Annotated in this window: 22 protein-coding genes; 10 read left to right on the forward strand and 12 right to left on the reverse strand. The window is 64.6% G+C overall.

What is annotated here, in order from left to right; genetic code table 11:
• Positions 1 to 161: 161 nt before the first annotated feature.
• On the reverse strand, positions 162 to 1097 hold the full coding sequence (locus ATB98_RS11935) for a tyrosine recombinase XerC (protein ID WP_066873831.1): 936 nt from the start codon (positions 1095 to 1097) through the stop codon (positions 162 to 164).
• 342 nt (positions 1098 to 1439) lie between these two features.
• Between ATB98_RS11935 and ATB98_RS11940 the strand changes: the two genes are divergently transcribed.
• Positions 1440 to 2342 (forward strand): GNAT family N-acetyltransferase, encoded by a 903-nt coding sequence (locus ATB98_RS11940; protein ID WP_066873832.1) that lies wholly within the window; start codon positions 1440 to 1442, stop codon positions 2340 to 2342.
• 257 nt (positions 2343 to 2599) lie between these two features.
• Here the strand turns inward: ATB98_RS11940 and fsa are convergent, their stop codons facing one another.
• Positions 2600 to 3253, reverse strand: coding sequence for a fructose-6-phosphate aldolase (gene fsa / locus ATB98_RS11945; RefSeq protein WP_066873834.1), 654 nt, complete (start codon positions 3251 to 3253; stop codon positions 2600 to 2602).
• A 177-nt stretch (positions 3254 to 3430) separates the two neighbouring features.
• On the opposite strand from fsa, the gene ATB98_RS11950 reads away from it, so the two are divergent.
• The 7 genes from ATB98_RS11950 to ATB98_RS11980 all read left to right on the forward strand — a co-directional run bounded on the left by ATB98_RS11950 (position 3431) and on the right by ATB98_RS11980 (position 11514).
• Positions 3431 to 5635, forward strand: a complete 2205-nt coding sequence (locus ATB98_RS11950; protein WP_066873836.1) for a primosomal protein N' — start codon at positions 3431 to 3433, stop codon at positions 5633 to 5635.
• A 168-nt stretch (positions 5636 to 5803) separates the two neighbouring features.
• On the forward strand, positions 5804 to 6190 hold the full coding sequence (locus ATB98_RS11955; protein ID WP_066873838.1) for an AGROH133_08824 family phage infection protein: 387 nt from the start codon (positions 5804 to 5806) through the stop codon (positions 6188 to 6190).
• 248 nt (positions 6191 to 6438) lie between these two features.
• Positions 6439 to 7005 (forward strand): F0F1 ATP synthase subunit delta, encoded by a 567-nt coding sequence (locus ATB98_RS11960; RefSeq protein ID WP_066873840.1) that lies wholly within the window; start codon positions 6439 to 6441, stop codon positions 7003 to 7005.
• Positions 7005 to 8534 (forward strand): F0F1 ATP synthase subunit alpha, encoded by a 1530-nt coding sequence (gene atpA, locus ATB98_RS11965; protein ID WP_066873842.1) that lies wholly within the window; start codon positions 7005 to 7007, stop codon positions 8532 to 8534. Before ATB98_RS11960 ends, atpA begins: the two co-directional genes overlap by 1 nt.
• 27 nt (positions 8535 to 8561) lie before the next feature.
• Positions 8562 to 9443, forward strand: coding sequence for a F0F1 ATP synthase subunit gamma (locus ATB98_RS11970; protein WP_066873844.1), 882 nt, complete (start codon positions 8562 to 8564; stop codon positions 9441 to 9443).
• Positions 9444 to 9466: 23 nt separating this feature from the next.
• Complete coding sequence (gene atpD, locus ATB98_RS11975; RefSeq protein ID WP_066873846.1) at positions 9467 to 10984, forward strand: F0F1 ATP synthase subunit beta; 1518 nt, start codon at positions 9467 to 9469, stop codon at positions 10982 to 10984.
• A gap of 125 nt (positions 10985 to 11109) precedes the next feature.
• A complete protein-coding gene (locus ATB98_RS11980) occupies positions 11110 to 11514 on the forward strand; it encodes a F0F1 ATP synthase subunit epsilon (RefSeq protein ID WP_066873848.1) in 405 nt (134 codons plus the stop codon).
• 276 nt (positions 11515 to 11790) lie between these two features.
• Here the strand turns inward: ATB98_RS11980 and ATB98_RS11985 are convergent, their stop codons facing one another.
• Positions 11791 to 12894 carry a saccharopine dehydrogenase family protein gene (locus tag ATB98_RS11985; RefSeq protein ID WP_066873850.1) on the reverse strand — a complete coding sequence of 368 codons (1104 nt, stop codon included), beginning with the start codon at positions 12892 to 12894 and terminating at the stop codon, positions 11791 to 11793.
• Between the two features lie 123 nt (positions 12895 to 13017).
• Here ATB98_RS11985 and ATB98_RS11990 point away from each other — a divergent pair, with 123 nt between their 5' ends.
• The gene (locus ATB98_RS11990; protein ID WP_066873852.1) at positions 13018 to 13449 is read left to right on the forward strand and encodes an Lrp/AsnC family transcriptional regulator; all 432 of its coding nucleotides are present in this window, start codon (positions 13018 to 13020) and stop codon (positions 13447 to 13449) included.
• Between the two features lie 15 nt (positions 13450 to 13464).
• Here ATB98_RS11990 and ATB98_RS11995 read toward each other — a convergent pair whose 3' ends face one another.
• The 5 genes from ATB98_RS11995 to ATB98_RS12015 all read right to left on the reverse strand — a co-directional run bounded on the left by ATB98_RS11995 (position 13465) and on the right by ATB98_RS12015 (position 18060).
• Entirely contained in the window at positions 13465 to 14337 is an 873-nt protein-coding gene (locus ATB98_RS11995) for a DUF6030 family protein (RefSeq protein WP_066873854.1), read from the reverse strand.
• Positions 14338 to 14517: 180 nt separating this feature from the next.
• Positions 14518 to 15369, reverse strand: a complete 852-nt coding sequence (locus ATB98_RS12000) for a metal ABC transporter permease (protein ID WP_066873856.1) — start codon at positions 15367 to 15369, stop codon at positions 14518 to 14520.
• Positions 15366 to 16226 carry a metal ABC transporter permease gene (locus ATB98_RS12005; RefSeq protein WP_066873858.1) on the reverse strand — a complete coding sequence of 287 codons (861 nt, stop codon included), beginning with the start codon at positions 16224 to 16226 and terminating at the stop codon, positions 15366 to 15368. The genes ATB98_RS12000 and ATB98_RS12005 overlap by 4 nt, the downstream gene beginning before the upstream one ends.
• A complete protein-coding gene (locus tag ATB98_RS12010; protein WP_066873861.1) occupies positions 16223 to 17158 on the reverse strand; it encodes a manganese/iron ABC transporter ATP-binding protein in 936 nt (311 codons plus the stop codon). The genes ATB98_RS12005 and ATB98_RS12010 overlap by 4 nt, the downstream gene beginning before the upstream one ends.
• Entirely contained in the window at positions 17155 to 18060 is a 906-nt protein-coding gene (locus ATB98_RS12015) for a metal ABC transporter substrate-binding protein (RefSeq protein WP_066873863.1), read from the reverse strand. Before ATB98_RS12015 ends, ATB98_RS12010 begins: the two co-directional genes overlap by 4 nt.
• A 124-nt stretch (positions 18061 to 18184) precedes the next feature.
• Between ATB98_RS12015 and ATB98_RS12020 the strand changes: the two genes are divergently transcribed.
• Complete coding sequence (locus ATB98_RS12020) at positions 18185 to 18613, forward strand: Fur family transcriptional regulator (RefSeq protein ID WP_066873865.1); 429 nt, start codon at positions 18185 to 18187, stop codon at positions 18611 to 18613.
• Between the two features lie 258 nt (positions 18614 to 18871).
• Here the strand turns inward: ATB98_RS12020 and ATB98_RS12025 are convergent, their stop codons facing one another.
• The 4 genes from ATB98_RS12025 to ATB98_RS12040 all read right to left on the reverse strand — a co-directional run bounded on the left by ATB98_RS12025 (position 18872) and on the right by ATB98_RS12040 (position 22807).
• Positions 18872 to 20596, reverse strand: coding sequence for an ABC transporter substrate-binding protein (locus ATB98_RS12025; protein ID WP_066873867.1), 1725 nt, complete (start codon positions 20594 to 20596; stop codon positions 18872 to 18874).
• A gap of 82 nt (positions 20597 to 20678) precedes the next feature.
• Positions 20679 to 21098, reverse strand: a complete 420-nt coding sequence (locus ATB98_RS27985) for a DUF2160 domain-containing protein (RefSeq protein ID WP_084435447.1) — start codon at positions 21096 to 21098, stop codon at positions 20679 to 20681.
• Positions 21098 to 21922, reverse strand: a complete 825-nt coding sequence (locus tag ATB98_RS12035; RefSeq protein WP_066873869.1) for a carbohydrate ABC transporter permease — start codon at positions 21920 to 21922, stop codon at positions 21098 to 21100. The genes ATB98_RS27985 and ATB98_RS12035 overlap by 1 nt, the downstream gene beginning before the upstream one ends.
• A gap of 18 nt (positions 21923 to 21940) precedes the next feature.
• Positions 21941 to 22807 (reverse strand): carbohydrate ABC transporter permease, encoded by an 867-nt coding sequence (locus ATB98_RS12040; RefSeq protein WP_066873871.1) that lies wholly within the window; start codon positions 22805 to 22807, stop codon positions 21941 to 21943.
• Positions 22808 to 22809: the final 2 nt, after the last annotated feature.

A 22809-nucleotide genomic window follows, 5' to 3' on the forward strand; every position in this document is an offset into this window, starting at 1 on the left:
CTCCCCTCGGGTCACGGGTTCCTTAACGCGCTTGGTTAATGGAAGAGCATAGCAGATTTAATGCCGGGCGCCCAAAGATGCGCCGCGGTCCTTAAACAACGAGAGGCATAAAGACAAAGGCCTGAAGCGTGTCGCACGAACAGGTTTGAAGGCGACGCGGTTCAGGCGCGCGGGTGGGCGCGGTCGTAGATTTCCAGGAGCCGCGCCGAATCGACGCCGGTATAGACCTGCGTCGTCGAGAGGCTGGCATGGCCGAGCAGTTCCTGGATCGTGCGCAGGTCGCCGCCGCCGGCGAGCAGGTGCGTCGCGAAGGAATGGCGCAGCGCGTGCGGCGTCGCCGAATCGGGCAGGCCGAGGCCGGCGCGCAGCTTCTGCATCTCGCGCTGGATGATCGCCGGCTGCAGCCGGGCGCCGCGGGCGCCGCGGAAGATGGGCTCGCCGGCGGCCAGGTGATAGGGGCAGAGCTTGCGATAGGCCGCGACCGCCTCCGCTGCCGCGGCGATCAGCGGGACGATCCGCGTCTTGCCGCCCTTGCCGGTGACGCGCAGCGATGTGGCCGCCTCGGCGAAATCGCCGGGCGTCAGGTCGAGCGCCTCGGATATGCGCAGGCCGCAGCCGTAGAGGAGCGTCAGCACGGCGACGTTGCGCGCGGCGATCCACGGCTCTTCGGCGAGCTGCGCATCCGCCGCCACGACCTTCAGCGCCTCGCGGTGGGTGAGCGGCTTCGGCAGGGATTTCGGTTGCTTCGGCGAGCGCACGGCACCGGCGCCGGCGGCGTTGGCGAGGCCGTTTCGCTCGAGATAGCGCAGGAACGAGCGCAAGCCCGCAAGGCCGCGCCCGAGCGTGCGGGCGCCGGCGCCACCCTTGCGCCGGTGCGCGAGGAAGCCGCGCAGGTCCGCCGGACGCAGCGCGCGGATGTCGCAGAGCCGCGGCGGCCCGGCGAGGTGAGCCGTCAGGAAGGTCAGGAACTGACGCGTGTCGCGCTCATAGGCCTCGACCGTCTTTTCCGACAGGCGGCGCTCGTCGGCAAGGCCCGCAAGCCAGCGCCTGCGTTCTTCCATCACCTCGGGATGGCCTATCACAAGAAGCTCGTTCATCGTCGTTCCGGCAATCGTTCCCTGGCCGACAATGCCATCGCGCCTCTTATGTTTTTGCTAATGCATGTCGCCCAAAAGTGCGCAGCGGTTTTGGGATGACGACATGCATAAAGGCAAAGTCATGTCGCCCAAAATTGCGTAGCGGTTTTGGGACAACGACATGCATGAAGGCAAAGTCATGTCGCCCAAAAGTGCGTAGCGGTTTCGGGATGACGACATGGATCGGCCTTTTCGCGGCGAACCGAAGGCGGGGCGTGAGTTGTTTGCCAATTGGCCCTTGGAATATGTCATTGTTCGATCATATTGAACTGTAATGTTCGGTCAGCAACCGCGGATGGGACGATGGCGAGACGGGATTCGGCGAGCGCTCTGGCGCATTTTGCAGAGGCAATTGCGCTGGTCTCGCAAGGGCGGCCCGGCCATATCGTCGATACGCTGATCGCCGAGCGCGGCCAGAAGATCGTCCGCCACCCGCTCTGGCCGGTCATGCGGCCGTTTCTCTACACGCTGCTCAACTACCGCAAGGCGATCGAATTCGCCAATGCGGTCGCCAACATGCCCGGCTTCCAGGCCTTCGAGCATTTGAGCTCGCTGCTCGCGCTCGACATCCGCGTCGACAAGCCGGAGCGCATTCCGGCTACCGGCGGATTTCTGCTCGTCAGCAACCATCCGACGGGGATCGCCGACGGCATCGCCGTCTTCGACCTCCTGAAGAGCCGCCGGCCGGACATGATGTTCTTCGCCAATCGCGATGCCATCCGCGTCAATCCGCGTTTTGTCGAGATGGTGATCCCGGTCGAATGGCGCGAGGAATACAAGTCGAAGCTCAAGGCGCGCGAGACGCTGCAGGTGACCAATAGGGCCATCGAGGCGGGCAAGGCGACGGTGCTCTTCCCCTCCGGGCGCATCGCCTATTGGGCCGAAGGGCGCCTCAACGAACGCCCCTGGAAACCCTCCGCCGTGAGCTTCGCCCGCAAATACGGCCTGCCGATCCTTCCCGTGCACATGAGCGCCCGCAATTCCGGGCTGTTCTACTGGTTCGCCAAGTGGTCGACGGAACTGCGCGACATGACGGTGTTCCACGAACTCCTGAACAAGAAGGGCGATGTTTTCGATTTTCGGGTCGGCAATCCGATCGCGCCGGAGGCGCTCGACGGCGATCCGGCGGAGGTGACCCGGGCGCTCGAACGGCATACGGTTTTTGAACTCGCCACGGATAGCGACGCGGTTTTCTCGACGCCGTGACCGCGGCACGGAAAAGCCCCTCATCCGGCCTGCCGGCCACCTTCTCCCCGTGAAGACGGGGCGAAGGAGACTCGCGGCGCCCACTTAAGTCCCCTCTCCCCGCCTGCGGGGAGAGGGCTAGGGTGAGGGGCAAGCACGTGCTTTCGCCACCTAGCCTCGCGACTTGAAAGAACTCAGTCCGCAAAAGGCTGCTTGAATGATGAAGGCCCCGCATCGCTGCGAGGCCCTGCACGATTCTTCACGTGATTTCAGATCGATCAGCCGATCTTCTGGCCGGTCTTGGCCCAGTCGGCGAGGAACAGTTCCAGGCCCTTGTCGGTCAGCGGGTGCTTGACGAGCGCTTTCAGCGTTGCCGGCGGGGCGGTGACGACGTCGGCGCCGATGAGCGCGGCTTCCTTGACGTGGTTGACCGTGCGGATCGAGGCGGCGAGGATTTCGGTCTCGAAGCCGTAATTGTCGAAGATGTGGCGGATCTCGCGGATCAGGTCCATGCCGTCGAAGGCGATGTCGTCGAGGCGGCCGACGAAGGGCGAGACGAAGGTGGCGCCGGCCTTGGCGGCGAGCAGCGCCTGGTTGGCGGAGAAGCAGAGGGTGACGTTGGTCTGGTGACCGTCCGAGGTCAGCGCCTTGCAGGCCTTGAGGCCGTCGAGGGTCAGCGGCAGCTTGATGCAGATGTTGTCGGCGATCTTCGCGAGTGCGGCCGCTTCCTTCATCATGTCGCCATATTCGGTTGCCGTCACTTCCGCCGAAACCGGGCCTTCGACGATTGAGCAGATTTCCTTGGTGACTTCGACGATGTCGCGGCCGGACTTCAGGATCAGCGAGGGATTGGTGGTGACGCCGTCGAGCAGGCCGAGATCGTTCAGTTCCCGGATTTCCTTCACGTCGGCGGTATCAACGAAAAATTTCATGGGAGTCTTCCTCTGGCACTTTGCCGTTCGGGCGCCTCTCCGCCGGCGGGAATTCCCTGGCAGAAAAATCGCGCGCGTTGAAACTCGGATGGAACCGTGACAAACCCTTGCATCCGAAGGGCAGCGGTTCGCTGCGCAGTTTTCTTTAACTGAAAGCGGTGGCAAGGTCACGGCAAAATGACTCTTGATTCAACCGATTTATTCGGGGCTTTGTTCGACCGTCGCGTGGTGCCGGTGCTGGTGCCGATGCCGGCGCCGAAGGCCTATTCCTACGTGGTTCCGGAGGGGATGGCGGTCGAGCCCGGGTCGATCGTGCAGGTGCCGCTCGGGCCGCGGCTCGTCGTCGGTGTCGTCTGGGACGGTGATGACGACAATGCGGTCGATCCCAAGAAGCTGAAGGCGATCGAGAAGGTCTTCGACTGCCCGCCGCTCAATCGCGACATGCGCGCCTTTCTCGATTGGGTCGCCGCCTACACGGTGACGCCGCCGGGGCTCGTCGCCCGCATGGCGCTGCGCGCGCCGACCGCCTTCGATCCGGAGCCGATGGTCGAAGCGCTGCGCCTGACGGAGATGCGGCCGGAACGCATGACGGCGGCACGCGAGCGCGTCATCGCCGCCGCGGCCGACGGACATTCCTGGACACGCTCCGGCCTCGCCCATGCGGCCGGCGTCTCCTCCGGCGTCATCGACGGACTTCAGGCGCAGGGCGTCTTCGACACGGTGTTCATGCCGCCGCCGCCCGTGGTCGCCGCGCCCGACCCGGATTTCGCCGCGCCGCGCCTCGAAGGCCCGCAGAGGCAGGCGGCCGCGGAGCTGCTTGCGGCGGTCGGGGAGCACGGGTTCTCCGTGTCGCTGATCGACGGCATCACCGGTTCCGGCAAGACCGAAGTCTATTTCGAGGCGATCGCCGCCACCTTGCGGGCGGGCAAGCAGGTGCTGATCCTGCTGCCGGAGATCGCGCTCACCGCCAGTTTCCTCGAGCGCTTCCAGGAGCGCTTCGGCGCCAAGCCGGCGGAGTGGCATTCGGACCTGGCGCCGCGGATGCGGGAAAAGGTGTGGCGGCAGGTGACGACCGGCCAGGTGCGCGTCGTCGCCGGCGCACGCTCGGCGCTGTTCCTGCCCTTCGAGGACCTCGGGCTCATCATCGTCGACGAGGAACACGATCCCGCCTACAAGCAGGAGGACCGCGTCTTCTACAATGCCCGCGACATGGCGGTCGTGCGCGGAAGGATCGGCGGCTTTCCGGTCGTGCTCGTTTCCGCGACCCCTTCCGTCGAGAGCCGGGTCAACGGCGAGATGGGACGCTACCGCCCGATCCACCTGCCGACGCGTTTCGGCGATGCGGCGCTGCCCGATCTCGGCGTCATCGACATGCGCCGCCATCCGCCGGAGCGCGGCGGCTTCCTCTCGCCCGTGCTCATGAACCGCGTCGGCAAGGCGATCGGCCGCGGCGAGCAGGCGCTCCTGTTCCTCAATCGTCGCGGCTATGCGCCGCTGACGCTCTGCCGCGTCTGCGGCCACCGCTTCCAGTGCCCGGACTGCTCGAGCTGGCTCGTCGAGCACCGCTTCCGCGGCCAGATCCGGTGCCACCATTGCGGCTATTCGGAGCGCACGCCGGAGGCCTGCCCCGAATGCGGCACGCTCGATCACCTCGTTGCCTGCGGCCCGGGCGTCGAGCGCATCGCGGAAGAGGTCGAGCGGCATTTTCCGGACGCCCGCACGATCGTGCTCTCCTCCGACCTGATGGGGGTCAAGCGCTTGCGGCTGGAGCTCGAGGCGATCTCCCGCGGCGAAGCGGACATCGTCATCGGCACCCAGCTCGTCGCCAAGGGGCATAATTTCCCGATGATGACGCTGGTCGGCATCGTCGACGCCGATCTCGGCCTTGCCAATGGCGATCCGCGTGCGGCCGAGCGGACCTTCCAACTCCTCTCGCAGGTGACCGGACGCGCCGGGCGCACGGGCCTCAAAAGCCTCGGTCTGCTGCAGACCTACCAGCCGCAGCACCCGGTCATGCAGGCTATCGTTTCCGGCGATTCCGACGCCTTTTACGAACGCGAGATCCACGAGCGGGAGAGGGCGGTGCTTCCGCCTTTCGGCCGGCTCGCCTCGATCATCGTGTCGGCCGATACGCGCAGCGATGCCGAGGGTCACGCCCGCGGCCTGCGCAACGCCGCTCCGCGCGTCGACGGCATCTCCGTGCTGGGGCCGGCGGAGGCGCCGCTCGCGCTCATCCGCGGCCGGCATCGCTTCCGGCTTCTCGTCCACGGCCGGCGCAACAGCGACATGCAATCGTTCCTGAAGGCGATGGTCGCCGCGGGCCCGAAGGAGCGCGGCTCGATCAGCGTCCAGCTCGACGTCGATCCGCAGAGTTTTCTGTGATCGCCGCCCGCTGGTTCGATCGACCCGATTCACATCGGAGAAAACATGCGCTAGACCTCTCCAGGCGACCTCTTCGACATGGGGAGGGGTGCGATCTGATCAGCTAGAGCGGGATGCGGGCGGACCGCGCGCACTACTCCCGCGTCTCAAGCAATGGCGGGGGCGGACATGGAGTTCTACATTCCGACGGAAACCGGAGAGTTCCTGGCTTTCTCGGCGGCGGCAGCGGCGGTGCTGATCGGCCTCGTCATGCTGTTCGCGCCCCGTCTCACCTTTCGCGCTGCCGGGATCGGCATTGCCGAGGGGCGTCGCGGCGGCCTGGCGGAGGCCCGCTCCACCATGGGCGGCATGCATCTGGGCCTGGGTCTCGGCGCGATCCTGCTCGCCCAGCCGATGGTCTACCTCACCGTCGGCGCGGCCTTCGCGCTCGCAGCCTTCGGCCGCATCCTGTCGATGATGAGCGATAACGGCGCCACGCTTTTCAACTGGGCCGCGCTGCTCATCCAGACGGCCTTGGCGATCCTGCCGCTTGCCTATGTTTTCGGGCTGATCTGACCGCAAAAGCCCCGCGATCGGGGGTGCGACATTATATTACGGCAAAATTCGGCGGCGATCGCCGAGTAATGCCGCATTCCTGCCGTTGGCGTGTTGCGAGTCCAAACATCCTATGCTAGACGAACCGCGAATTGCGGGGGAAGTGGGTCGAGCGGCCTCGATATCCTGCGAGTTATTGCAGCAAATTCAAGATGTTAAGTCAACGGTTCGCCGGTGCTGACATTCTTGGATGAAATTGAGAGAAGCTTGTGCCCGTGGCAGACACATCCCAGCTTATTTCCGGTGTTGCAGAAAGATACGCATCCTCGCTTTTCGAGCTCGCTCTGGAGGCGGGTTCGGTCGAGGCAGTCGGTGCCGATCTCGATCGCATGCAGGCGCTCATCGACGGCAGCGACGATTTGAAGCGCCTGATCGTCAGCCCGGTCTTCTCCGCCGACGACCAGTTCAAGGCCATTTCCGCGGTCGTCAGCCAGTTCGGCTTCTCCGGGCTGGTCGGCAACTTCCTGAAGGTCGTGGCGCGCAACCGCCGCCTCTTCGCGCTGCCCGGCATCGTCAAGGCCTTCCGCCTGATCGCCGCCCGCCACCGCGGCGAAATCACTGCCGACGTGACGTCGGCGCATGCGCTGACGGAAGCGCAGAAAACCGAATTGAAGGCGACGCTGAAAGGCGTCACCGGCAAAGACGTGGCGGTCAACGTCACCGTCGACCCGTCTATTCTTGGAGGTCTGATCGTCAAGGTCGGGTCCCGCCAGATTGACACCTCCCTTCGCACCAAACTCTCTACCCTTAAGCTTGCACTGAAAGAGGTCGGCTGATGGATATCCGCGCCGCGGAAATTTCCGCAATTCTCAAAGATCAGATCAAAAATTTCGGCCAGGAAGCGGAAGTTTCCGAAGTCGGCCAGGTGCTTTCCGTCGGTGACGGCATCGCCCGCGTCTACGGCCTCGACAACGTTCAGGCAGGCGAGATGGTCGAATTCCCCGGCGGAATTCGCGGCATGGCGCTGAACCTCGAAGCCGACAATGTCGGCGTGGTTATCTTCGGCTCCGACCGCGACATCAAGGAGGGCGACACCGTCAAGCGGACCGGCGCCATCGTCGACGTCCCTGTCGGTCCGGAACTGCTCGGCCGCGTCGTCGATGCGCTCGGCAACCCGATCGACGGCAAGGGCCCGATCAACGCCAAGCAGCGCGCCCGCGTCGACATCAAGGCGCCCGGCATCATTCCGCGCAAGTCGGTGCATGAGCCGATGTCGACCGGCCTCAAGGCGATCGACGCCCTCATCCCGGTCGGCCGCGGCCAGCGCGAGCTCGTCATCGGCGACCGCCAGACCGGCAAGACCGCGATCATCCTCGACACCTTCCTGAACCAGAAGCCGATCCACGACAACGGCCCGGAGCAGGACAAGCTCTATTGCGTCTACGTCGCCATCGGCCAGAAGCGCTCGACGGTTGCGCAGTTCGTGAAGGTCCTCGAAGAGCGCGGCGCTCTGCAGTACTCGATCATCGTTGCCGCCACCGCCTCCGACCCGGCGCCGATGCAGTATCTCGCTCCGTTCGCCGGCTGCACGATGGGCGAATATTTCCGCGACAACGGCAAGCATGCACTGATCGGCTACGACGACCTTTCCAAGCAGGCCGTCGCCTACCGCCAGATGTCGCTGCTCCTGCGCCGCCCGCCGGGCCGCGAAGCCTATCCGGGCGACGTCTTCTACCTGCATTCGCGCCTGCTCGAGCGCGCTGCAAAGCTCAACGACGACAACGGCGCCGGCTCGCTGACGGCTCTGCCGGTCATCGAGACGCAGGGCAACGACGTGTCCGCGTTCATTCCGACCAACGTGATCTCGATCACCGACGGCCAGATCTTCCTCGAAACCGACCTGTTCTACCAGGGCATCCGTCCGGCTGTTAACGTCGGTCTGTCGGTTTCGCGCGTCGGCTCCTCGGCCCAGATCAAGGCGATGAAGCAGGTCGCCGGCTCGATCAAGGGCGAGCTCGCGCAGTACCGCGAAATGGCGGCCTTCGCGCAGTTCGGTTCCGACCTCGATGCCGCGACGCAGCGCCTGCTCAACCGCGGCGCCCGCCTGACCGAGCTCCTGAAGCAGCCGCAGTTCTCGCCGTTGAAGACGGAAGAGCAGGTCGCGGTGATCTTCGCCGGCGTCAACGGCTACCTCGACAAGCTGCCCGTCAGCGAGGTCGGCAAGTTCGAGCAGGGCCTGCTTTCCTACCTGCGTTCGGAAGGCAAGGCCGTTCTCGACACGATCCGCACGGAAAAGGCGATCTCGGACGACACCAAGGCCAAGCTGAAGGCTGCAATCGACAGCTTCGCCAAGTCTTTCGCCTGAGCGGACCTCAACTAGGACGGACAACGGATGCCTTCACTTAAGGATCTGAAAAACCGGATCGCCTCCGTCAAGGCGACGCAGAAGATCACCAAGGCGATGAAGATGGTCGCCGCGGCGAAGCTTCGGCGCGCGCAGGAGGCGGCCGAGGCCGCCCGGCCCTATTCGCAGCGCATGGCTGCCGTTCTCGCCAATATCGCCCAGGCGGTCGGCGCGGACGACAGCGCGCCGCGGCTGATGACGGGTACCGGCAGGGACGATACGCACCTCCTGATCGTCTGCACCGCCGAGCGCGGCCTCTGCGGCGGCTTCAACTCGCAGATCGCCCGCTTTGCCCGCGATCACGTGCGCAAGCTGCTTGCCCAGGGCAAGACGGTCAAGATCATCTGCGTCGGCAAGAAGGGCTTCGATATTCTGCGGCGCGAATTTGCGTCGCTGATCATCGACCGCATCGACCTGCGCGAAGTCAAGAAAATCGGCTTCGAGAACGCGGACCGGATCGGCCACAAGGTCATCGAGCTCTTCGAAAAGGGCGAGTTCGACGTCTGCACGTTGTTCTATTCCGAGTTCAAGTCCGTCATCTCGCAGATCCCGACCGCGCAGCAACTCGTGCCGGCGACCGCCGGCGACGTTGCCGTCGAGACTTCGGGAGCATCGGCGATCTACGAATACGAGCCGGACGCTGCCGCCATCCTCAGCGACCTCATTCCGCGCAACATCTCGGTGCAGATCTTCCGGGCGCTGCTCGAGAACGTCGCCGGCGAAATGGGCGCCAAGATGAGCGCCATGGACAATGCGACGCGCAATGCCGGTGAGATGATCAACAAGCTGACGCTCAACTACAACCGTCAGCGGCAGGCGCAGATCACCAAGGAACTCATTGAAATCATCTCTGGCGCGGAAGCGCTCTAAGGTACGAGAAGAGGGTAAGAATCATGGCTAAGGCAGCTACCCCGAAAGAAACCGCAGCGGCGAAGAAGCCTGCTGCTCCGAAGAAGGCAGCTTCCGCCAAGACCGTCGCTGTTGCGGCTACGGGTGCTGTCGGCCGCGTGACGCAGGTCATCGGCGCCGTCGTCGACGTCGCCTTCGAAGAAGGCTACCTGCCGCAGATCCTGAACGCGCTCGAAACCGACAACAAGGGCAACCGCCTCGTTCTGGAAGTCGCGCAGCACCTCGGCGAGAACACCGTCCGCACGATCGCCATGGACTCGACCGAAGGTCTCGTCCGCGGCCAGTCGGTCACCGACACCGGCGGCCCGATCGCCGTTCCGGTCGGCAAGGAAACGCTCGGCCGCATCATGAACGTCATCGGCGAACCGGTCGACGAAGCCGGCCCGGTCACCACCTCTGCCCGCCGCGCCATCCACCAGGACGCGCCGGCCTATGTCGAGCAGTCGACGGAAGCGCAGATCCTCGTCACCGGCATCAAGGTCGTCGACCTGCTCGCGCCTTACGCCAAGGGCGGCAAGATCGGCCTCTTCGGCGGTGCAGGCGTCGGCAAGACCGTTCTGATCATGGAACTGATCAACAACGTCGCCAAGGCGCACGGCGGTTACTCGGTCTTCGCAGGCGTCGGCGAACGCACCCGCGAAGGCAACGACCTCTATCACGAAATGATCGAATCGGGCGTGAACAAGCACGGCGGCGGCGAAGGCTCCAAGGCTGCGCTCGTTTACGGCCAGATGAACGAGCCGCCGGGTGCGCGCGCCCGCGTCGCGCTCACCGGTCTGACGGTCGCCGAGCACTTCCGTGACGAAGGCCAGGACGTTCTGTTCTTCGTCGACAACATCTTCCGCTTCACCCAGGCGGGTTCGGAAGTGTCGGCTCTGCTCGGCCGTATTCCTTCGGCCGTGGGCTATCAGCCGACGCTCGCCACCGACATGGGCGCGATGCAGGAGCGCATCACCACGACGACCAAGGGCTCGATCACCTCGGTTCAGGCGATCTACGTTCCGGCCGACGACTTGACCGACCCGGCGCCGGCGACCTCGTTCGCCCACCTCGACGCGACGACCGTTCTGTCGCGCTCGATCGCCGAAAAGGGCATCTACCCGGCCGTGGACCCGCTCGACTCGACCTCGCGCATGCTCGACCCGATGATCGTCGGCGAAGAGCACTACGAAGTCGCCCGTAAGGTCCAGGGTACGCTGCAGCGCTACAAGGCGCTCCAGGACATCATCGCCATCCTCGGCATGGACGAGCTTTCGGAAGAGGACAAGCTGACGGTTGCCCGCGCCCGCAAGATCGAGCGCTTCCTGTCGCAGCCGTTCTTCGTCGCCGAAGTCTTCACTGGCTCGCCGGGCAAGCTCGTTGCCCTCGAAGACACGATCAAGGGCTTCAAGGGCCTCGTCAATGGCGAGTACGACCACCTGCCGGAAGCTGCCTTCTACATGGTCGGCTCCATCGAGGAAGCCATCGAGAAGGCCAAGAAGCTGGCTGCCGAAGCCGCCTAATCAAGCATTGTGAACCGTGGCGCGGGCCCCCGCGCCACGGTTTCCATCCTGCCGCGACTACCGGCGGCGGAGAACATGCACAGCCGCCGCTCGCCTTGCGGCGCGCTTACCAGAAGTGAGTGGTCATGGCCGACAGTTTCAATTTTGAGCTTGTTTCCCCCGAGCGCCTGCTGCTTTCCGCACAGGTGACGGAAGTCGTCATTCCGGCGACCGAGGGCGAGATGACCGTGATGGCCTATCACGCGCCGACCATGACGACCGTCAAGCCGGGCGTGGTCACCGTGAAGACGGCCGACGGCAAGACCGAGCGTTACGCCGTCTTCGGCGGTTTCGCCGACATCCTTCCGTCCGGCTGCACGCTCCTTGCCGAGTCCGCCGTCCATGTCGACGAGCTCGACCGCACGATCCTCGAGAACCGCATCGATGCGGCACGCGCCGAACTCGAAGGCGCGGTCGACGAGAAGAAGACCCGCATCGAACAGTTCATCGCCGAACTCACGAAGCTCGGCGAGGTCGTCATCCCGGCCTGAAAGGGTCATCCCGACAAGGGAAACGACGGATAGAACATCAAACCCCGCCTCGAGCGGGGTTTTTTGTCTGCTGTTATTGCGAGGCGCGCGCGTTCGGGGAGAGGGGGGCCGAGGCGGCGCGGCGCATTCCCTTCGCCCCGCTTGCGGGGAGAAGGTGGCCGGCAGGCCGGATGAGGGGGATGGCCGGCTCCCGCCGTGAACGCAAAATGCCCGGACGAGGTCCGGGCATTTTTCCTCCATAACGAGGACGCGCGGGGCGCCTTTCGCGGCAACCCCTCAGCTCGCGGCGCGTTCCGTGTCGTGCTTCGGGGCGTAGTAATGGCCGAAGCGGTTGGCGAGGAACGTGTCGAGGGCGATGTCCTCCTGGCGGATGAAGCCTTGCGTCGGGATCTTGCCTTCGGCGAGCAGGTCGAGCACGGCGCAGATGCTGCCGGCGGTGGTGATCTGGATGCCGCTCTGCATGCGTCCGGCGACGACGCCGGTGTAGATCTTGTTGGCGTAGGTCTCCTGGACGAGGCGGCCTTCGCGGAAGCCGGAGACGGTGACGAAGATGACGACGACGTCCTGCGTGGTGGTCGGCAGCGCGTTCTCGAGGATATCCTTCAGCACCTCGCGGCGATGGCGCAGCCCGAGGTCGTTCAGGAGCGCCTTGAAGATTGCGGCGTGCCCGGGGTAGCGGATGGTCTTGTAGTTCAGCGTGCGGACCTTGCCCTTCAGCGTCTCGCAAAGCGTGCCGAGGCCGCCCGAGGTGTTGAAGGCCTCGTAGGTGACGCCGTCGAGGGAGAACTCCTCGCGCTCTTCCATCGCCGGAACCTCGATCAGCGAACCTTCGACGATCGCCTCGCAGGGCTCGATATATTCGTTGATGACGCCGTCGGTGCTCCAGGTCAGGTTGTAGTTGAGCGCATTGGAGGGATATTGCGGCAGGGCGCCGACGCGCATGCGCACGCTCTCGAGCGTGTCGAAATGCCTGGTGAGGTCATTGGCGACGATCGAGATGAAGCCGGGCGCCAGTCCGCATTGCGGGATGAAGGCGGTCTTCGCCTTCGCCGCGATCGCCTTCACCTGACGCGTCGATTCGACGTCCTCGGTCAGGTCGAGATAATGGACCTCGGCCTCGGCCGCCGCTTCGGCGATCGCCACCGTCAGGTGGAAGGGCGCGGCGCTCAGCACCGCGAACTTGCCGGCGAGCAGGCCGACCAGGGCGTGTCTGTCGGCGATGTCGATGACGGCGGTGAAAATGGCGTCGTGCTTTTCCACCTGCGCCAGCTGCTCGGCGCTGCGGTCGGCGATGCAGACGCGATAATCGCCGGTGTGCGCCAGCATGCGGGCGATGGTTGAGCCGATCTTGCCGGCGCCGATGACGACGATGTCTTTCATTTTCTCTCCCCTGGGAATGAGCCTCTTCGAATCTATTCTCCCGCGACCGGCTGTTGATTTGAAGCGTCGTTATGGCTAAACCGCCAATGGGTTTTCGGCATTTTGCCGAGCAGGATCGACAATATGCAAGTCACCGACAAGGACCGCGAACTTCTCGCCATGCTGAGCGAGAACGCCCGAATGCCGACGGCGACGATCGCCCGCCGGCTCGGCCTCTCGCGCACGACCGTCCAGGCGCGAATCGAGCGGCTGGAGCGGGAGGGCGTGATCGCCGGCTACGGGGTGCGGCTCTCCGAGAGCTACGAGAAGGGCCTGGTCAAGGCGCATGTGCTGATCACCATCGCGCCGCGGGCGCTGAGCCGCGTCACGCCCGAGCTCGCCGCGATCCGCGAAATCCGCACGCTGCATTCGGTCAGCGGCAGCTTCGACCTGATCGCGATCGTCGCCGCATCCTCGATCGGCGAACTCGACCATCTGATCGACCGCATCGGCGAGATCGAGGGGGTCGAAAAGACGCTGTCGTCGATCATCCTGTCGACGCGCATCGACCGCTGAGGCGCGCGGTTCCCTTCAAGGCTTGCCGGGGGCGGCCGCCTCGCCGTCCGCTCCCGGCGATGTCGTCGCCGACGGCCTGTTCCAGGCACTCGGGCCGCGGACGAAGGAGGCCGCCGAGCCGTCGCCGGGCGGAAGCCAGTTCTCGCGATCGAAATAGAGTTCGGCAACGCTCTTCGCCCGCTTCGGGGCGGTGTGATTGGCGAGGAAGTTGTAGCGCGGCGTGTCGCCCGATTCCCGCTTGAACTGGATGCGGCTGCCGAAGCGCTTGAGATCGAACTCGTTCAGCGCCTGGACCTTGAGGGCGATGCTCTCTGCGTCGGCCCAGCGGACCTGGGCGAGGAAAACCGCAGCCGCCTTCGCCGCAGCGCTGGTGACGGCTTGCGTGTCCTCGGCGCTCTCGATGTTGAGCTTGACCCGGAACGAGGTGATCTCATCCTCGCCGCTGCCCTTGACGAAGATGAAGATCGAGGAACTGTTCTCCTCACCGGGACGGGCAAGGGGAACGAGCGAGGAACACTCCCAGCGGCCGCTCTCGGCGGATTTCCACTCGAGTTCGCGAAAGCCGGCATCCTTGAGGCCGTCGCAGAGCGCACGCGGATCGCTGCGGATCTGACGGACGAACTGCTGCTCCGGCGCCTGCAGGTCGGCGAAGGCGCGGCTCGGCAGGATTGCCCTGGGCGGCTCCGGCTTCTTCGGCGTGGTGCGGACGGGCTCGGACCGCTTCGGTGCCTCGGGCGGCGCAATCTCGAACCCCATGGCGGCGAGAAGCTGTTTCAGGTTGCGCTGGTTATTGGCGAGAAGCACGGTCGCGAGGATCGTCGTGAAGATGAGCATCACGGCGATCAAGAAGAAAGCGATGCCGGAACGGCCCTGCTGCTTCTTCTCCATCTCGCCTCGTTACTCCAGCACAAAGCAGGCGGGCGGTGTCCGGCCGCTGCCCTCAAACCCCTTAAGAGAAGTCGCACAATACGCAATCATGGCGCCGGCGTCCAAGGGACATCGCGCTCCGAGGAAAGACCCCGCCCCCTTGGAGACGTAAGAGGGGTCTTGGGGCTGTGAAAGGTTTTTCTATTCCCCGCTCGTGCGCCGTGCCTCCATCCGGGCCGTCTTCCAGCTGGACCAGGCGAAGGCGAGGAGGAAGATCGCCGTCATCAGGAGGACGATGGTCGGGGCGGGCGCGCTGTCGAGGAAGAAGGAGAGATAGACGCCCGCGAAGGAGGCGATCGTGGCGACCAGGACCGCGACCACGAGCATGCCGCGGAACGTCCGCGTCAGGAGGAAGGCGATCGCGCCGGGCGCGATCAGCATGGCGATGGCGAGGATCAGGCCGACCGCCTTCAACGCGCCGACGATCGTCAGCGACAGGATCGCCAGCAGCCCGTAATGCAGCCATCGGACCGGCAGGCCGACGGCGCGCGCCTGCGCCGGATCGAAGGCGTGCAACAGCAGGTCGCGCCACTTGAAGCCGAGGATGCCGGCGGCGACTGCGGCGATCGCGCCCGTCTCGGCGATATCGCGCCAGCCGATGCCGAGCATGTCGCCGAAGAGGATGTGATCGAGATGCACGTCGCTCTGGATCTTGGTGTAGAGCACGAGACCGAGGCCGAACATGCCGGAAAAGACGACGCCCATCACCGTGTCCTGCTTGATCCGGCTGTTCTCCTTGAGATAGCCGGTCAGCAGCGCGCAGCACATGCCGGCGGCGAAGGCGCCGACGGCGAGCGGCAGGCCGACGATGTAGGAGACGACGACGCCGGGGAAGACGGCGTGCGAAATCGCATCGCCCATCAGCGACCAGCCTTTGAGCACCAGGAAGCAGGAAAGCATCGCCGTCGGAATCGCCACGAGGACGGAGATCAGCAGCGCGTTGCGCATGAACTCGAACTCGAAGACGGCGAGAAGCATGTCGAGCGAGATCATTGCGCACCCTCCACCGCCTCGGACGCGCGGCGACGGGCGGCGATCAGGCCGTGCTTCGGGGCAAGCACGAAGGCGGCGAGGAAGATCAGCGTCTGCAGCACGATGATGATGCCGCCGGTGGCGCCGTCGAGGAAATAGCTTGCATAGGCGCCGACGAAGCTCGTCAGCGCGCCGATGGCGATGCTGATCACGATCAGCCGCGGGAAGCGGTCGGTGATGAGATAGGCGGTGGCGCCGGGGGTGACCACCATGGCAATGACGAGAAAGGCGCCGACGGTCTGCAGGGCCGCCACCGTCGAGGCCGAAAGCAGCGTGAAGAACAGCACCTTCAGCACGGTCGTGTTGATGCCGATCGAACGGGCATGGCTTTCGTCGAAGAAGGTGACCATCAGGTCCTTCCACTTGGCGGTGAGGACGACGAGCGAGACGATGCCGATGATGGCGAGCTGCAGCGTGTCGGTCGGGGTGATCGCGAGGATATTGCCGAGCACGATCGTCTGGATGTTCACCGAGGTCGGCGACAGCGACACCATGAAGAGGCCGAGCCCGAAGAAGGAGGTGAAGATCAGGCCGATGATCGTGTCCTCCTTGAGCCGCGTGCGCTGGTTGAGGAACAGCATGGCCGCGGCCGCCAGCGCGCCGGAGAGGAAGGCCCCGAGCGAGAAGGGGAGGCCGAGCATATAGGCGCCGGCGACGCCCGGCACGATCGCGTGCGAGAGCGCGTCGCCGATCAGCGACCAGCCCTTCAGCATCAGATAGGCGGAGAGGAAGGCGCAGACGGCGCCGACGAGGGCGCTGACCCACATGGCATTCAGCATGTAGTCATAGGTGAAAGGCTCGACCAGCGTGGCGATCATTCGCTGTCCGCCTCGGCGTCGGTTTCGGGTTTCGCCGGTTGCGTCACCATGCGGCCGCGGGCGCCATACATGACGAGCGGCCGCTCGTCGTCGCTGATGACGGAGAGCTGGCGCGGATCGGCGTCGTCGTGCAGGCTCTCGCCGCCGAGCACGAAGTGACGCAGCACGCCACCGAAGGCGAGTTCGAGGTTTTCGCGGGTAAAGGTCGTTGCCGTCGGACCGTAGGCGAGGACCGTGTTCTTCAGCAGGATAGTGCGGTCGCAGAATTCCGGCACGCTGCCGAGATTGTGGGTGGAGACCAGCATCACCCGTCCCTCCTCGCGAAGCGCGACGAGCAGGCGGATGATCGCGTCCTCGGTTTTCACGTCGACGCCGGTGAAGGGCTCGTCGAGCAGGATGACGCGGCCGTCCTGGGCGAGCGCCCGGGCGAGGAAGACGCGCTTCTTCTGGCCGCCGGAAAGTTCGCCGATCTGGCGCTTGCGGAAATCGCTCATGCCGACCCGCGCCAGCGCCGCCTCGACCGCCTCGTGGTCGGCCTTCTTCGGCATGCGCAGCATGTTCATGTGGCCGTAGCGGCCCATCATCACCACGTCCTCGACGAGGACGGGGAAATTCCAGTCGACCTCCTCGGCCTGCGGCACATAGGCGACGAGGTTCTTCTTCAGCGCCTGCGGCACGGTGAGGCCGAGGACCGTGATGTCGCCCTTTGCCAGCCGCACGAAGCCCATGATCGCCTTGAAGAGCGTCGACTTGCCGCTGCCGTTGACGCCGACGAGGGCGGCGATCGTGCCGGTCGGGATCGCGAAGGAGGCATCGCGCAGCGCCCGGTGGCCGTTGCGGTAGGTGACCGTGGCACCGCAGACGCGAATGCCGCCACCATCGCCCTCGGGGCCCGGCCGCGGGCTGGGCCGGGCCTTTACCTGGAGATTCATTGCGTCAGGCCTTTCGCAATCGTTTCGGCGGTCACGCGCAGGAGATCGATATAGGTCGGAACGGGGCCGTCGGCCTCGCTCAAGGAATCGACATAGAGCACGCCGCCATATTTGGTACCCGTCTCGCGCGCGACCTGCTGGGCGGGATCGGGCGAGATGGTGCTTTCGGAGAAGACCACCGGGATCTGGTTGGCCCTGACCGCGTCGATCACCTTGCGCACCTGCTGGGGAGTGCCTTGCTGGTCGGCATTGATCGGCCAGAGATAGAGCTCCCGCATGCCGAAATCGCGGACGAGATAGCTGAACGCACCCTCGCTCGATACGAGCCAGCGCTTCTCCGCCGGAATCTTGTCTAGTTCCGCCTTGATCGGCGCGATCGTCGCTTCGATCTTCTTCTTGTAGGCCTCGGCATTCGCCCTGTAGGTCTCGGCATTGCCGGGGTCGAACTTCACGAAGGCGTCGCGGATGTTGTCGACATAGATCATCGCCGCCGAGGGCGACATCCAGGCATGCGGGTTCGGCTTGCCGCTATAGGGACCCTCGGCGATGCCCATCGGTTCGACGCCTTCGGAGACGACGACGCCCGGAATGTCGTCGAAGTTCTGGAAGAATTTCTCGAACCAGAGCTCGAGGTTGAGGCCGTTCCAGAGGATGAGGTCGGCGTCATGCGCCTTCAGGATGTCGCGCGGCGTCGGCTGGTAGTTGTGGATCTCCGCGCCGGGCTTGGTGATCGATTCGACGATCGCCGCATCGCCGGCGACGTTCTGCGCCATGTCGGCAATGACCGTGAAGGTGGTGACGGCCTTGAATTTCTCCGCTGCCGCTGCCGCACCGGGCAGAAGGGAAAAGGCAGCCATTGCCGCTGCTGCCGTCAGAATCATGCGCCGCGTCCGATCGATCATCCATCGCTCCTCAATCTTGAACCTGCCCAATGCCTAGGCGAATGGCCTGCATAAGTCAATGCAAATGAGAACCATTTGCAACTAGCTATTTCCAAAGCGATTGGCCATGGGCTAGTGTCGGCCCATGAGACAGACGAAGAATCGGATCGCTGAACTGGAAGGAATCCTGCGTGAGGGCGGCGTGCGCGTCACCCGCCAGCGGGCGGCCATCCTGAAGATCCTGGCCGAGGCGGAGGATCATCCGGACGCCAGCGAACTGCACCGGCGTGCCAAGGAAATCGACGCGACGGTGTCGCTGTCGACCGTCTACCGGACGCTCTCGGCGCTGGAGCAGCAGGGCGTCGTGCAGCGCCATGCCTTCGAGAGCGCGACGGCGCGGTTCGAGACGGCGGATGCGCCGCACCACGACCACCTGATCGACATCGACACCGGTGCGGTGATCGAATTCCGCTCCGACAAGATCGAGCAATTGCAGGCCGAGATCGCCGCCGAGCTCGGCTACGAGCTGGTGCGCCACCGGCTGGAGCTCTATTGCCGCAAGCGCAAGGATTGAGCGGAGTACCACGCATCGGCCGGTGCCGGCAGGTCAGAGGGTGTCGGTTCTGCCGTTGCATTAAAGCGGGATGCACTCACATGCGTTCGCGCCACCGCTCTATCCGTTGGTTTTGCCGCATTTGTGCGACGTCAGGTGAACCCAACTGACTGCAAAATGCTCTGAACGACGAAAACCCGAGCCGTTTCCGGCCCGGGTGCCGCATCTCCGGTATCGCTGCGCCGCCCGAAAGTCTCGGGCGGCGCTTCTGCGTGAGGCTCAGTTCGTCTGCCAGCTCTTGACCAGGTCGTCGTAATTGACGGTGACCGGCTTTTCCTTCTCGTTCTCGATCTTCAGCTGCGGAGCGAGGTTGCCGGCCTTGACGGCTTCCGCGTTCCAGTATTCGAGGTCGTGTTCCTCGGCGAGCTTCGGACCGATATCGCCCTGGATGCCGGCGCGCTCGAGGCGCTGCAGCACCTTCTCCTGTTCGGCGCAGAGCGAGTCCATGGCTTCCTGTGCGGTCTTGGCACCGGAAGAGGCGTCGCCGATCGCCTGCCACCAGAGTTGGGCCAGCTTCGGATAGTCAGGCACGTTCGTACCGGTCGGCGACCACTGCAGGCGGGCCGGCGAGCGGTAGAACTCGATCAGGCCGCCGAGCTTCGGCGCGCGATCGGTGAAGGACTGGTGGTCGAGCGTCGACTGGCGGATGAAGGTGAGGCCGACATGGCTCTTCTTCACGTCGACCGTCTTCGAGGTGACGAACTGCGCATAGAGCCAGGCGGCCTTGGCGCGGTCGTCCGGGGTGGACTTCATCAGGGTCCAGGAGCCGGCGTCCTGGTAGCCGAGCTTCATGCCGTCCTTCCAGTAGACGCCGTGCGGGCTCGGGGCGAAGCGCCACTTCGGCGTGCCGTCGGCGTTCACGACCGGCAGGCCTTCCTTGACGAAGCTGGCGGTGAAGGCCGTATAGGTGAACATTTGCTGGGCGACCTCGCCCTGCGAGGGAACCGGGCCGGATTCAGAGAAGGTCATGCCCTGGGCGGCGGCCGGCGCATAGGCCTTCATCCAGTCGAGATATTTCTGGATGGCGTAGACCGCGGCCGGGCCGTTGGTGTCGCCGCCGCGGGCGACGCAGGAGCCGACCGGCCGCGAGTTCTCGTCGACCTTGATGCCCCATTCGTCGACCGGCTTGCCGTTCGGGATGCCCTTGTCGCCGTTGCCGGCCATCGACAGCCAGGCATCGGTGAAGCGCCAGCCGAGGGACGGGTCCTTCTTGCCGTAGTCCATGTGGCCATAGACCTTCTTGCCGTCGATCTCGCGGCCGGTGAAGAACTCGGCGATGTCCTCATAGGCCGACCAGTTGACCGGGACGCCGAGGTCGTAGCCGTACTTCGCCTTGAAGTCCGCCTTGTTCTTCTCGTCATTGAACCAGTCGTAGCGGAACCAGTAGAGGTTGGCGAACTGCTGGTCCGGCAGCTGATAGAGCTTGCCGTCCGGCGCGGTGGTGAAGGACTTGCCGATGAAGTCGTCGATGTCGAGGTTGGGGTTGGTGACGTCCTTGCCCTCGTTCGCCATGAAGTCCGTGAGGCTGCGGGCCTGCTGGTAGCGCCAATGGGTGCCGATGAGGTCGCTGTCGTTGATGTAGGCGTCGTAGATGTTCTCGCCCGACTGCATCTGCGTCTGCAGCTTTTCGACGACGTCGCCTTCGCCGATCAGGTCGTGGGTGATCTTGATGCCGGTGATCGCGGTGAAGGCCGGGGCCAGCACCTTCGATTCGTATTCATGGGTGGCGATCGTTTCGGAGACGACCTTGATCTCCATGCCGGCGAAGGGTTTCGCCGCATCGACGAACCATTGCATTTCCGCTTCCTGGCCGGCGCGGTCGAGCGTGGAGACATCGCCGATTTCCTTGTCCAGGAATTGCTTTGCCTCGTCCATGCCGGCGAAAGCCGTGCCGGTAAGTGCCAGCAGCATCGCCGCCGTCGTCGTTAAAAGGTGCCGTCGCATCAAGTCCTCCCTTGGGTTTTGCGATTGCGTTTCCTTGCACTTGCGAAGGGCGCACGAGTAAGCGCGCCTTTCATTTTCGCCCTCAGACGTAGCGGAAGACGGCGACGGCGTAGATCACCGAGAGGGCGAGCGCCCACCAGAGATTTGCGCCGACCAGCCCCAGCCAGGCGAGGTGAATGAATGCGCTTCCGAGCAGCGAGACGAACAGCCTGTCGCCGCGCGTCGTCTCGAAGCGCAGGATGCCGACGCGCGGGGCACCGCCCGGCCGGGCATATTCCCAGACCGCCATCAGCGCGAGCAGCAAAAAGATCGTCAGGAAGAACATGGCGGTCGGGAACGACCAGGCCATCCAGCCGCCCGGGATCAGGGAGGCGAACCAGTCGCGTTCGCCGTCCTTGACGGGAAGCGCCGTGACGAGCAGGCCGGCCGCGGCAGCGTAGACGAGGAGCACGGCGGCGAGCGCCACGGGCCAGCGGGTGTTGCGGTTGGCGGCGGCAGTCATCAGACCCTCCCCAGGGCGAAGCCCTTGGCGATGTAGTTGCGGACGAAATAGATCACCAGTGCGCCGGGGATGATCGTCAGCACGCCGGCGGCGGCGAGCACGCCCCAGTCGAGGCCGGAGGCGGAGACCGTGCGCGTCATCGTCGCGGCGATCGGCTTGGCGTCGGTCGTCGTCAGCGTGCGGGCGAGCAGCAGCTCGACCCAGGAGAACATGAAGCAGAAGAAGGCGGCCACACCGATGCCGGAGGCGATCAGCGGCACGAAGATCCTGGCGAAGAAGCGGGGGAACGAATAGCCGTCTATATAGGCGGTCTCGTCGATCTCCTTCGGCACGCCCGACATGAAGCCTTCGAGGATCCAGACGGCGAGCGGCACGTTGAAGAGGCAATGCGCGATCGCGACCGCGATATGCGTGTCGATCAGGCCGAAGGCGGAATAGAGCTGGAAGAAGGGCAGCGCGAAAACCGCCGGCGGCGCCATCCGGTTGGTCAGGAGCCAGAAGAACAGGTGCTTGTCGCCGAGGAAGCGGTAGCGCGAGAAGGCATAGGCCGCCGGCAGCGCCACCGTCACCGAGATGACGGTGTTGAGCACCACATAGATGATCGAGTTGATGTAGCCCGAATACCAGGAGGGATCGGTGAAGATCACCCGGTAGTTCCGGAGCGTCGGGTTCTCGGGCCAGAGCGAGAAGGCGCCCAAAATCTCGCTCGTCTCCTTGAAGCTCATGTTGACGAGCCAGTAGATCGGCAGCAGCAGGAAGACGATGTAGATCGTCGGCACCAGCCAGGAGAGGCGCTGCGACAGCGGTTGCTTGTTGGTCATCATGAATTCCTCCCTCCCTTCTCAGCCCTGCGCGTCGCTCGTGGTCATCACCGTGTAGAAGATCCACGAGAGCAGCAGGATGATGAGGAAGTAGATGATCGAGAGGGCCGCGGCCGGGCCGAGGTTGAACTCGCCGATCGCCATCTTGACGAGGTCGACCGACAGGAAGGTCGTCGAGTTGCCGGGGCCGCCGCCGGTGACGACGAAGGGCTCCGTGTAGATCATGAAACTGTCCATGAAGCGCAGCAGGAAGGCGATCAGGAGCACGCGCTTCATCTTCGGCAGCTGGATGTAGCGGAAGACGGACCAGCGCGAGGCGCCGTCGATCTTGGCGGCCTGGTAATAGGCGTCCGGGATCGAAACGAGGCCGGCATAGCAGAGCAAGACGACGAGGCTCGTCCAGTGCCAGACGTCCATGATGATCAGCGTCACCCAGGCGTCGATGGGGTTCTGCACGTAGTTGTAATCGATGCCGAGCGCGGTGACCGTGTGTCCGAGCAGGCCGATGTCGACGCGGCCGAAGACCTGCCAGATGGTGCCGACGACGTTCCACGGAATGAGGAGCGGCAGCGCCATCAGCACCAGGCAGATCGGCACGCCGATGCCCCTCTTCGGCATGTTGAGGGCGATGACGATGCCGAGCGGGATCTCGATCGCCAGAATGATCGCCGAGAAGATCAGGTTGCGGGTGAGCGCGTCCCAGAAGCGGTCCGATTCGAGCACGTCCAGGAACCAGTCGGTGCCGGCCCAGAAGAACGCGTTGTTGCCGAAGGTGTCCTGGACCGAATAGTTGACGACGGTCATCAGCGGGATCACCGCCGAGAAGGCGACGAGCACCAGCACCGGCAGGACCATGAACCAGGCCTTGTTGTTCCAGGTTTTTTCCATGG

The sequence above is a fragment of the Sinorhizobium saheli genome (assembly GCF_001651875.1).
Classification (GTDB): domain Bacteria; phylum Pseudomonadota; class Alphaproteobacteria; order Rhizobiales; family Rhizobiaceae; genus Sinorhizobium; species Sinorhizobium saheli.

What these genes read in the sequence shown, in the direction of transcription:
- ATB98_RS11935 (WP_066873831.1), bottom strand. Translation starts at nt 1,097, where the DNA reads ATGAACGAGCTTCTTGTGATAGGCCATCCCGAGGTGATGGAAGAACGC.
- ATB98_RS11940 (WP_066873832.1), top strand. Translation starts at nt 1,440, where the DNA reads ATGGCGAGACGGGATTCGGCGAGCGCTCTGGCGCATTTTGCAGAGGCA.
- fsa (WP_066873834.1), bottom strand. Translation starts at nt 3,253, where the DNA reads ATGAAATTTTTCGTTGATACCGCCGACGTGAAGGAAATCCGGGAACTG.
- ATB98_RS11950 (WP_066873836.1), top strand. Translation starts at nt 3,431, where the DNA reads ATGACTCTTGATTCAACCGATTTATTCGGGGCTTTGTTCGACCGTCGC.
- ATB98_RS11955 (WP_066873838.1), top strand. Translation starts at nt 5,804, where the DNA reads ATGGAGTTCTACATTCCGACGGAAACCGGAGAGTTCCTGGCTTTCTCG.
- atpA (WP_066873842.1), top strand. Translation starts at nt 7,005, where the DNA reads ATGGATATCCGCGCCGCGGAAATTTCCGCAATTCTCAAAGATCAGATC.
- ATB98_RS11970 (WP_066873844.1), top strand. Translation starts at nt 8,562, where the DNA reads ATGCCTTCACTTAAGGATCTGAAAAACCGGATCGCCTCCGTCAAGGCG.
- atpD (WP_066873846.1), top strand. Translation starts at nt 9,467, where the DNA reads ATGGCTAAGGCAGCTACCCCGAAAGAAACCGCAGCGGCGAAGAAGCCT.
- ATB98_RS11980 (WP_066873848.1), top strand. Translation starts at nt 11,110, where the DNA reads ATGGCCGACAGTTTCAATTTTGAGCTTGTTTCCCCCGAGCGCCTGCTG.
- ATB98_RS11985 (WP_066873850.1), bottom strand. Translation starts at nt 12,894, where the DNA reads ATGAAAGACATCGTCGTCATCGGCGCCGGCAAGATCGGCTCAACCATC.
- ATB98_RS11990 (WP_066873852.1), top strand. Translation starts at nt 13,018, where the DNA reads ATGCAAGTCACCGACAAGGACCGCGAACTTCTCGCCATGCTGAGCGAG.
- ATB98_RS11995 (WP_066873854.1), bottom strand. Translation starts at nt 14,337, where the DNA reads ATGGAGAAGAAGCAGCAGGGCCGTTCCGGCATCGCTTTCTTCTTGATC.
- ATB98_RS12000 (WP_066873856.1), bottom strand. Translation starts at nt 15,369, where the DNA reads ATGATCTCGCTCGACATGCTTCTCGCCGTCTTCGAGTTCGAGTTCATG.
- ATB98_RS12005 (WP_066873858.1), bottom strand. Translation starts at nt 16,226, where the DNA reads ATGATCGCCACGCTGGTCGAGCCTTTCACCTATGACTACATGCTGAAT.
- ATB98_RS12010 (WP_066873861.1), bottom strand. Translation starts at nt 17,158, where the DNA reads ATGAATCTCCAGGTAAAGGCCCGGCCCAGCCCGCGGCCGGGCCCCGAG.
- ATB98_RS12015 (WP_066873863.1), bottom strand. Translation starts at nt 18,060, where the DNA reads ATGATCGATCGGACGCGGCGCATGATTCTGACGGCAGCAGCGGCAATG.
- ATB98_RS12020 (WP_066873865.1), top strand. Translation starts at nt 18,185, where the DNA reads ATGAGACAGACGAAGAATCGGATCGCTGAACTGGAAGGAATCCTGCGT.
- ATB98_RS12025 (WP_066873867.1), bottom strand. Translation starts at nt 20,596, where the DNA reads ATGCGACGGCACCTTTTAACGACGACGGCGGCGATGCTGCTGGCACTT.
- ATB98_RS27985 (WP_084435447.1), bottom strand. Translation starts at nt 21,098, where the DNA reads ATGACTGCCGCCGCCAACCGCAACACCCGCTGGCCCGTGGCGCTCGCC.
- ATB98_RS12035 (WP_066873869.1), bottom strand. Translation starts at nt 21,922, where the DNA reads ATGATGACCAACAAGCAACCGCTGTCGCAGCGCCTCTCCTGGCTGGTG.
- ATB98_RS12040 (WP_066873871.1), bottom strand. Translation starts at nt 22,807, where the DNA reads ATGGAAAAAACCTGGAACAACAAGGCCTGGTTCATGGTCCTGCCGGTG.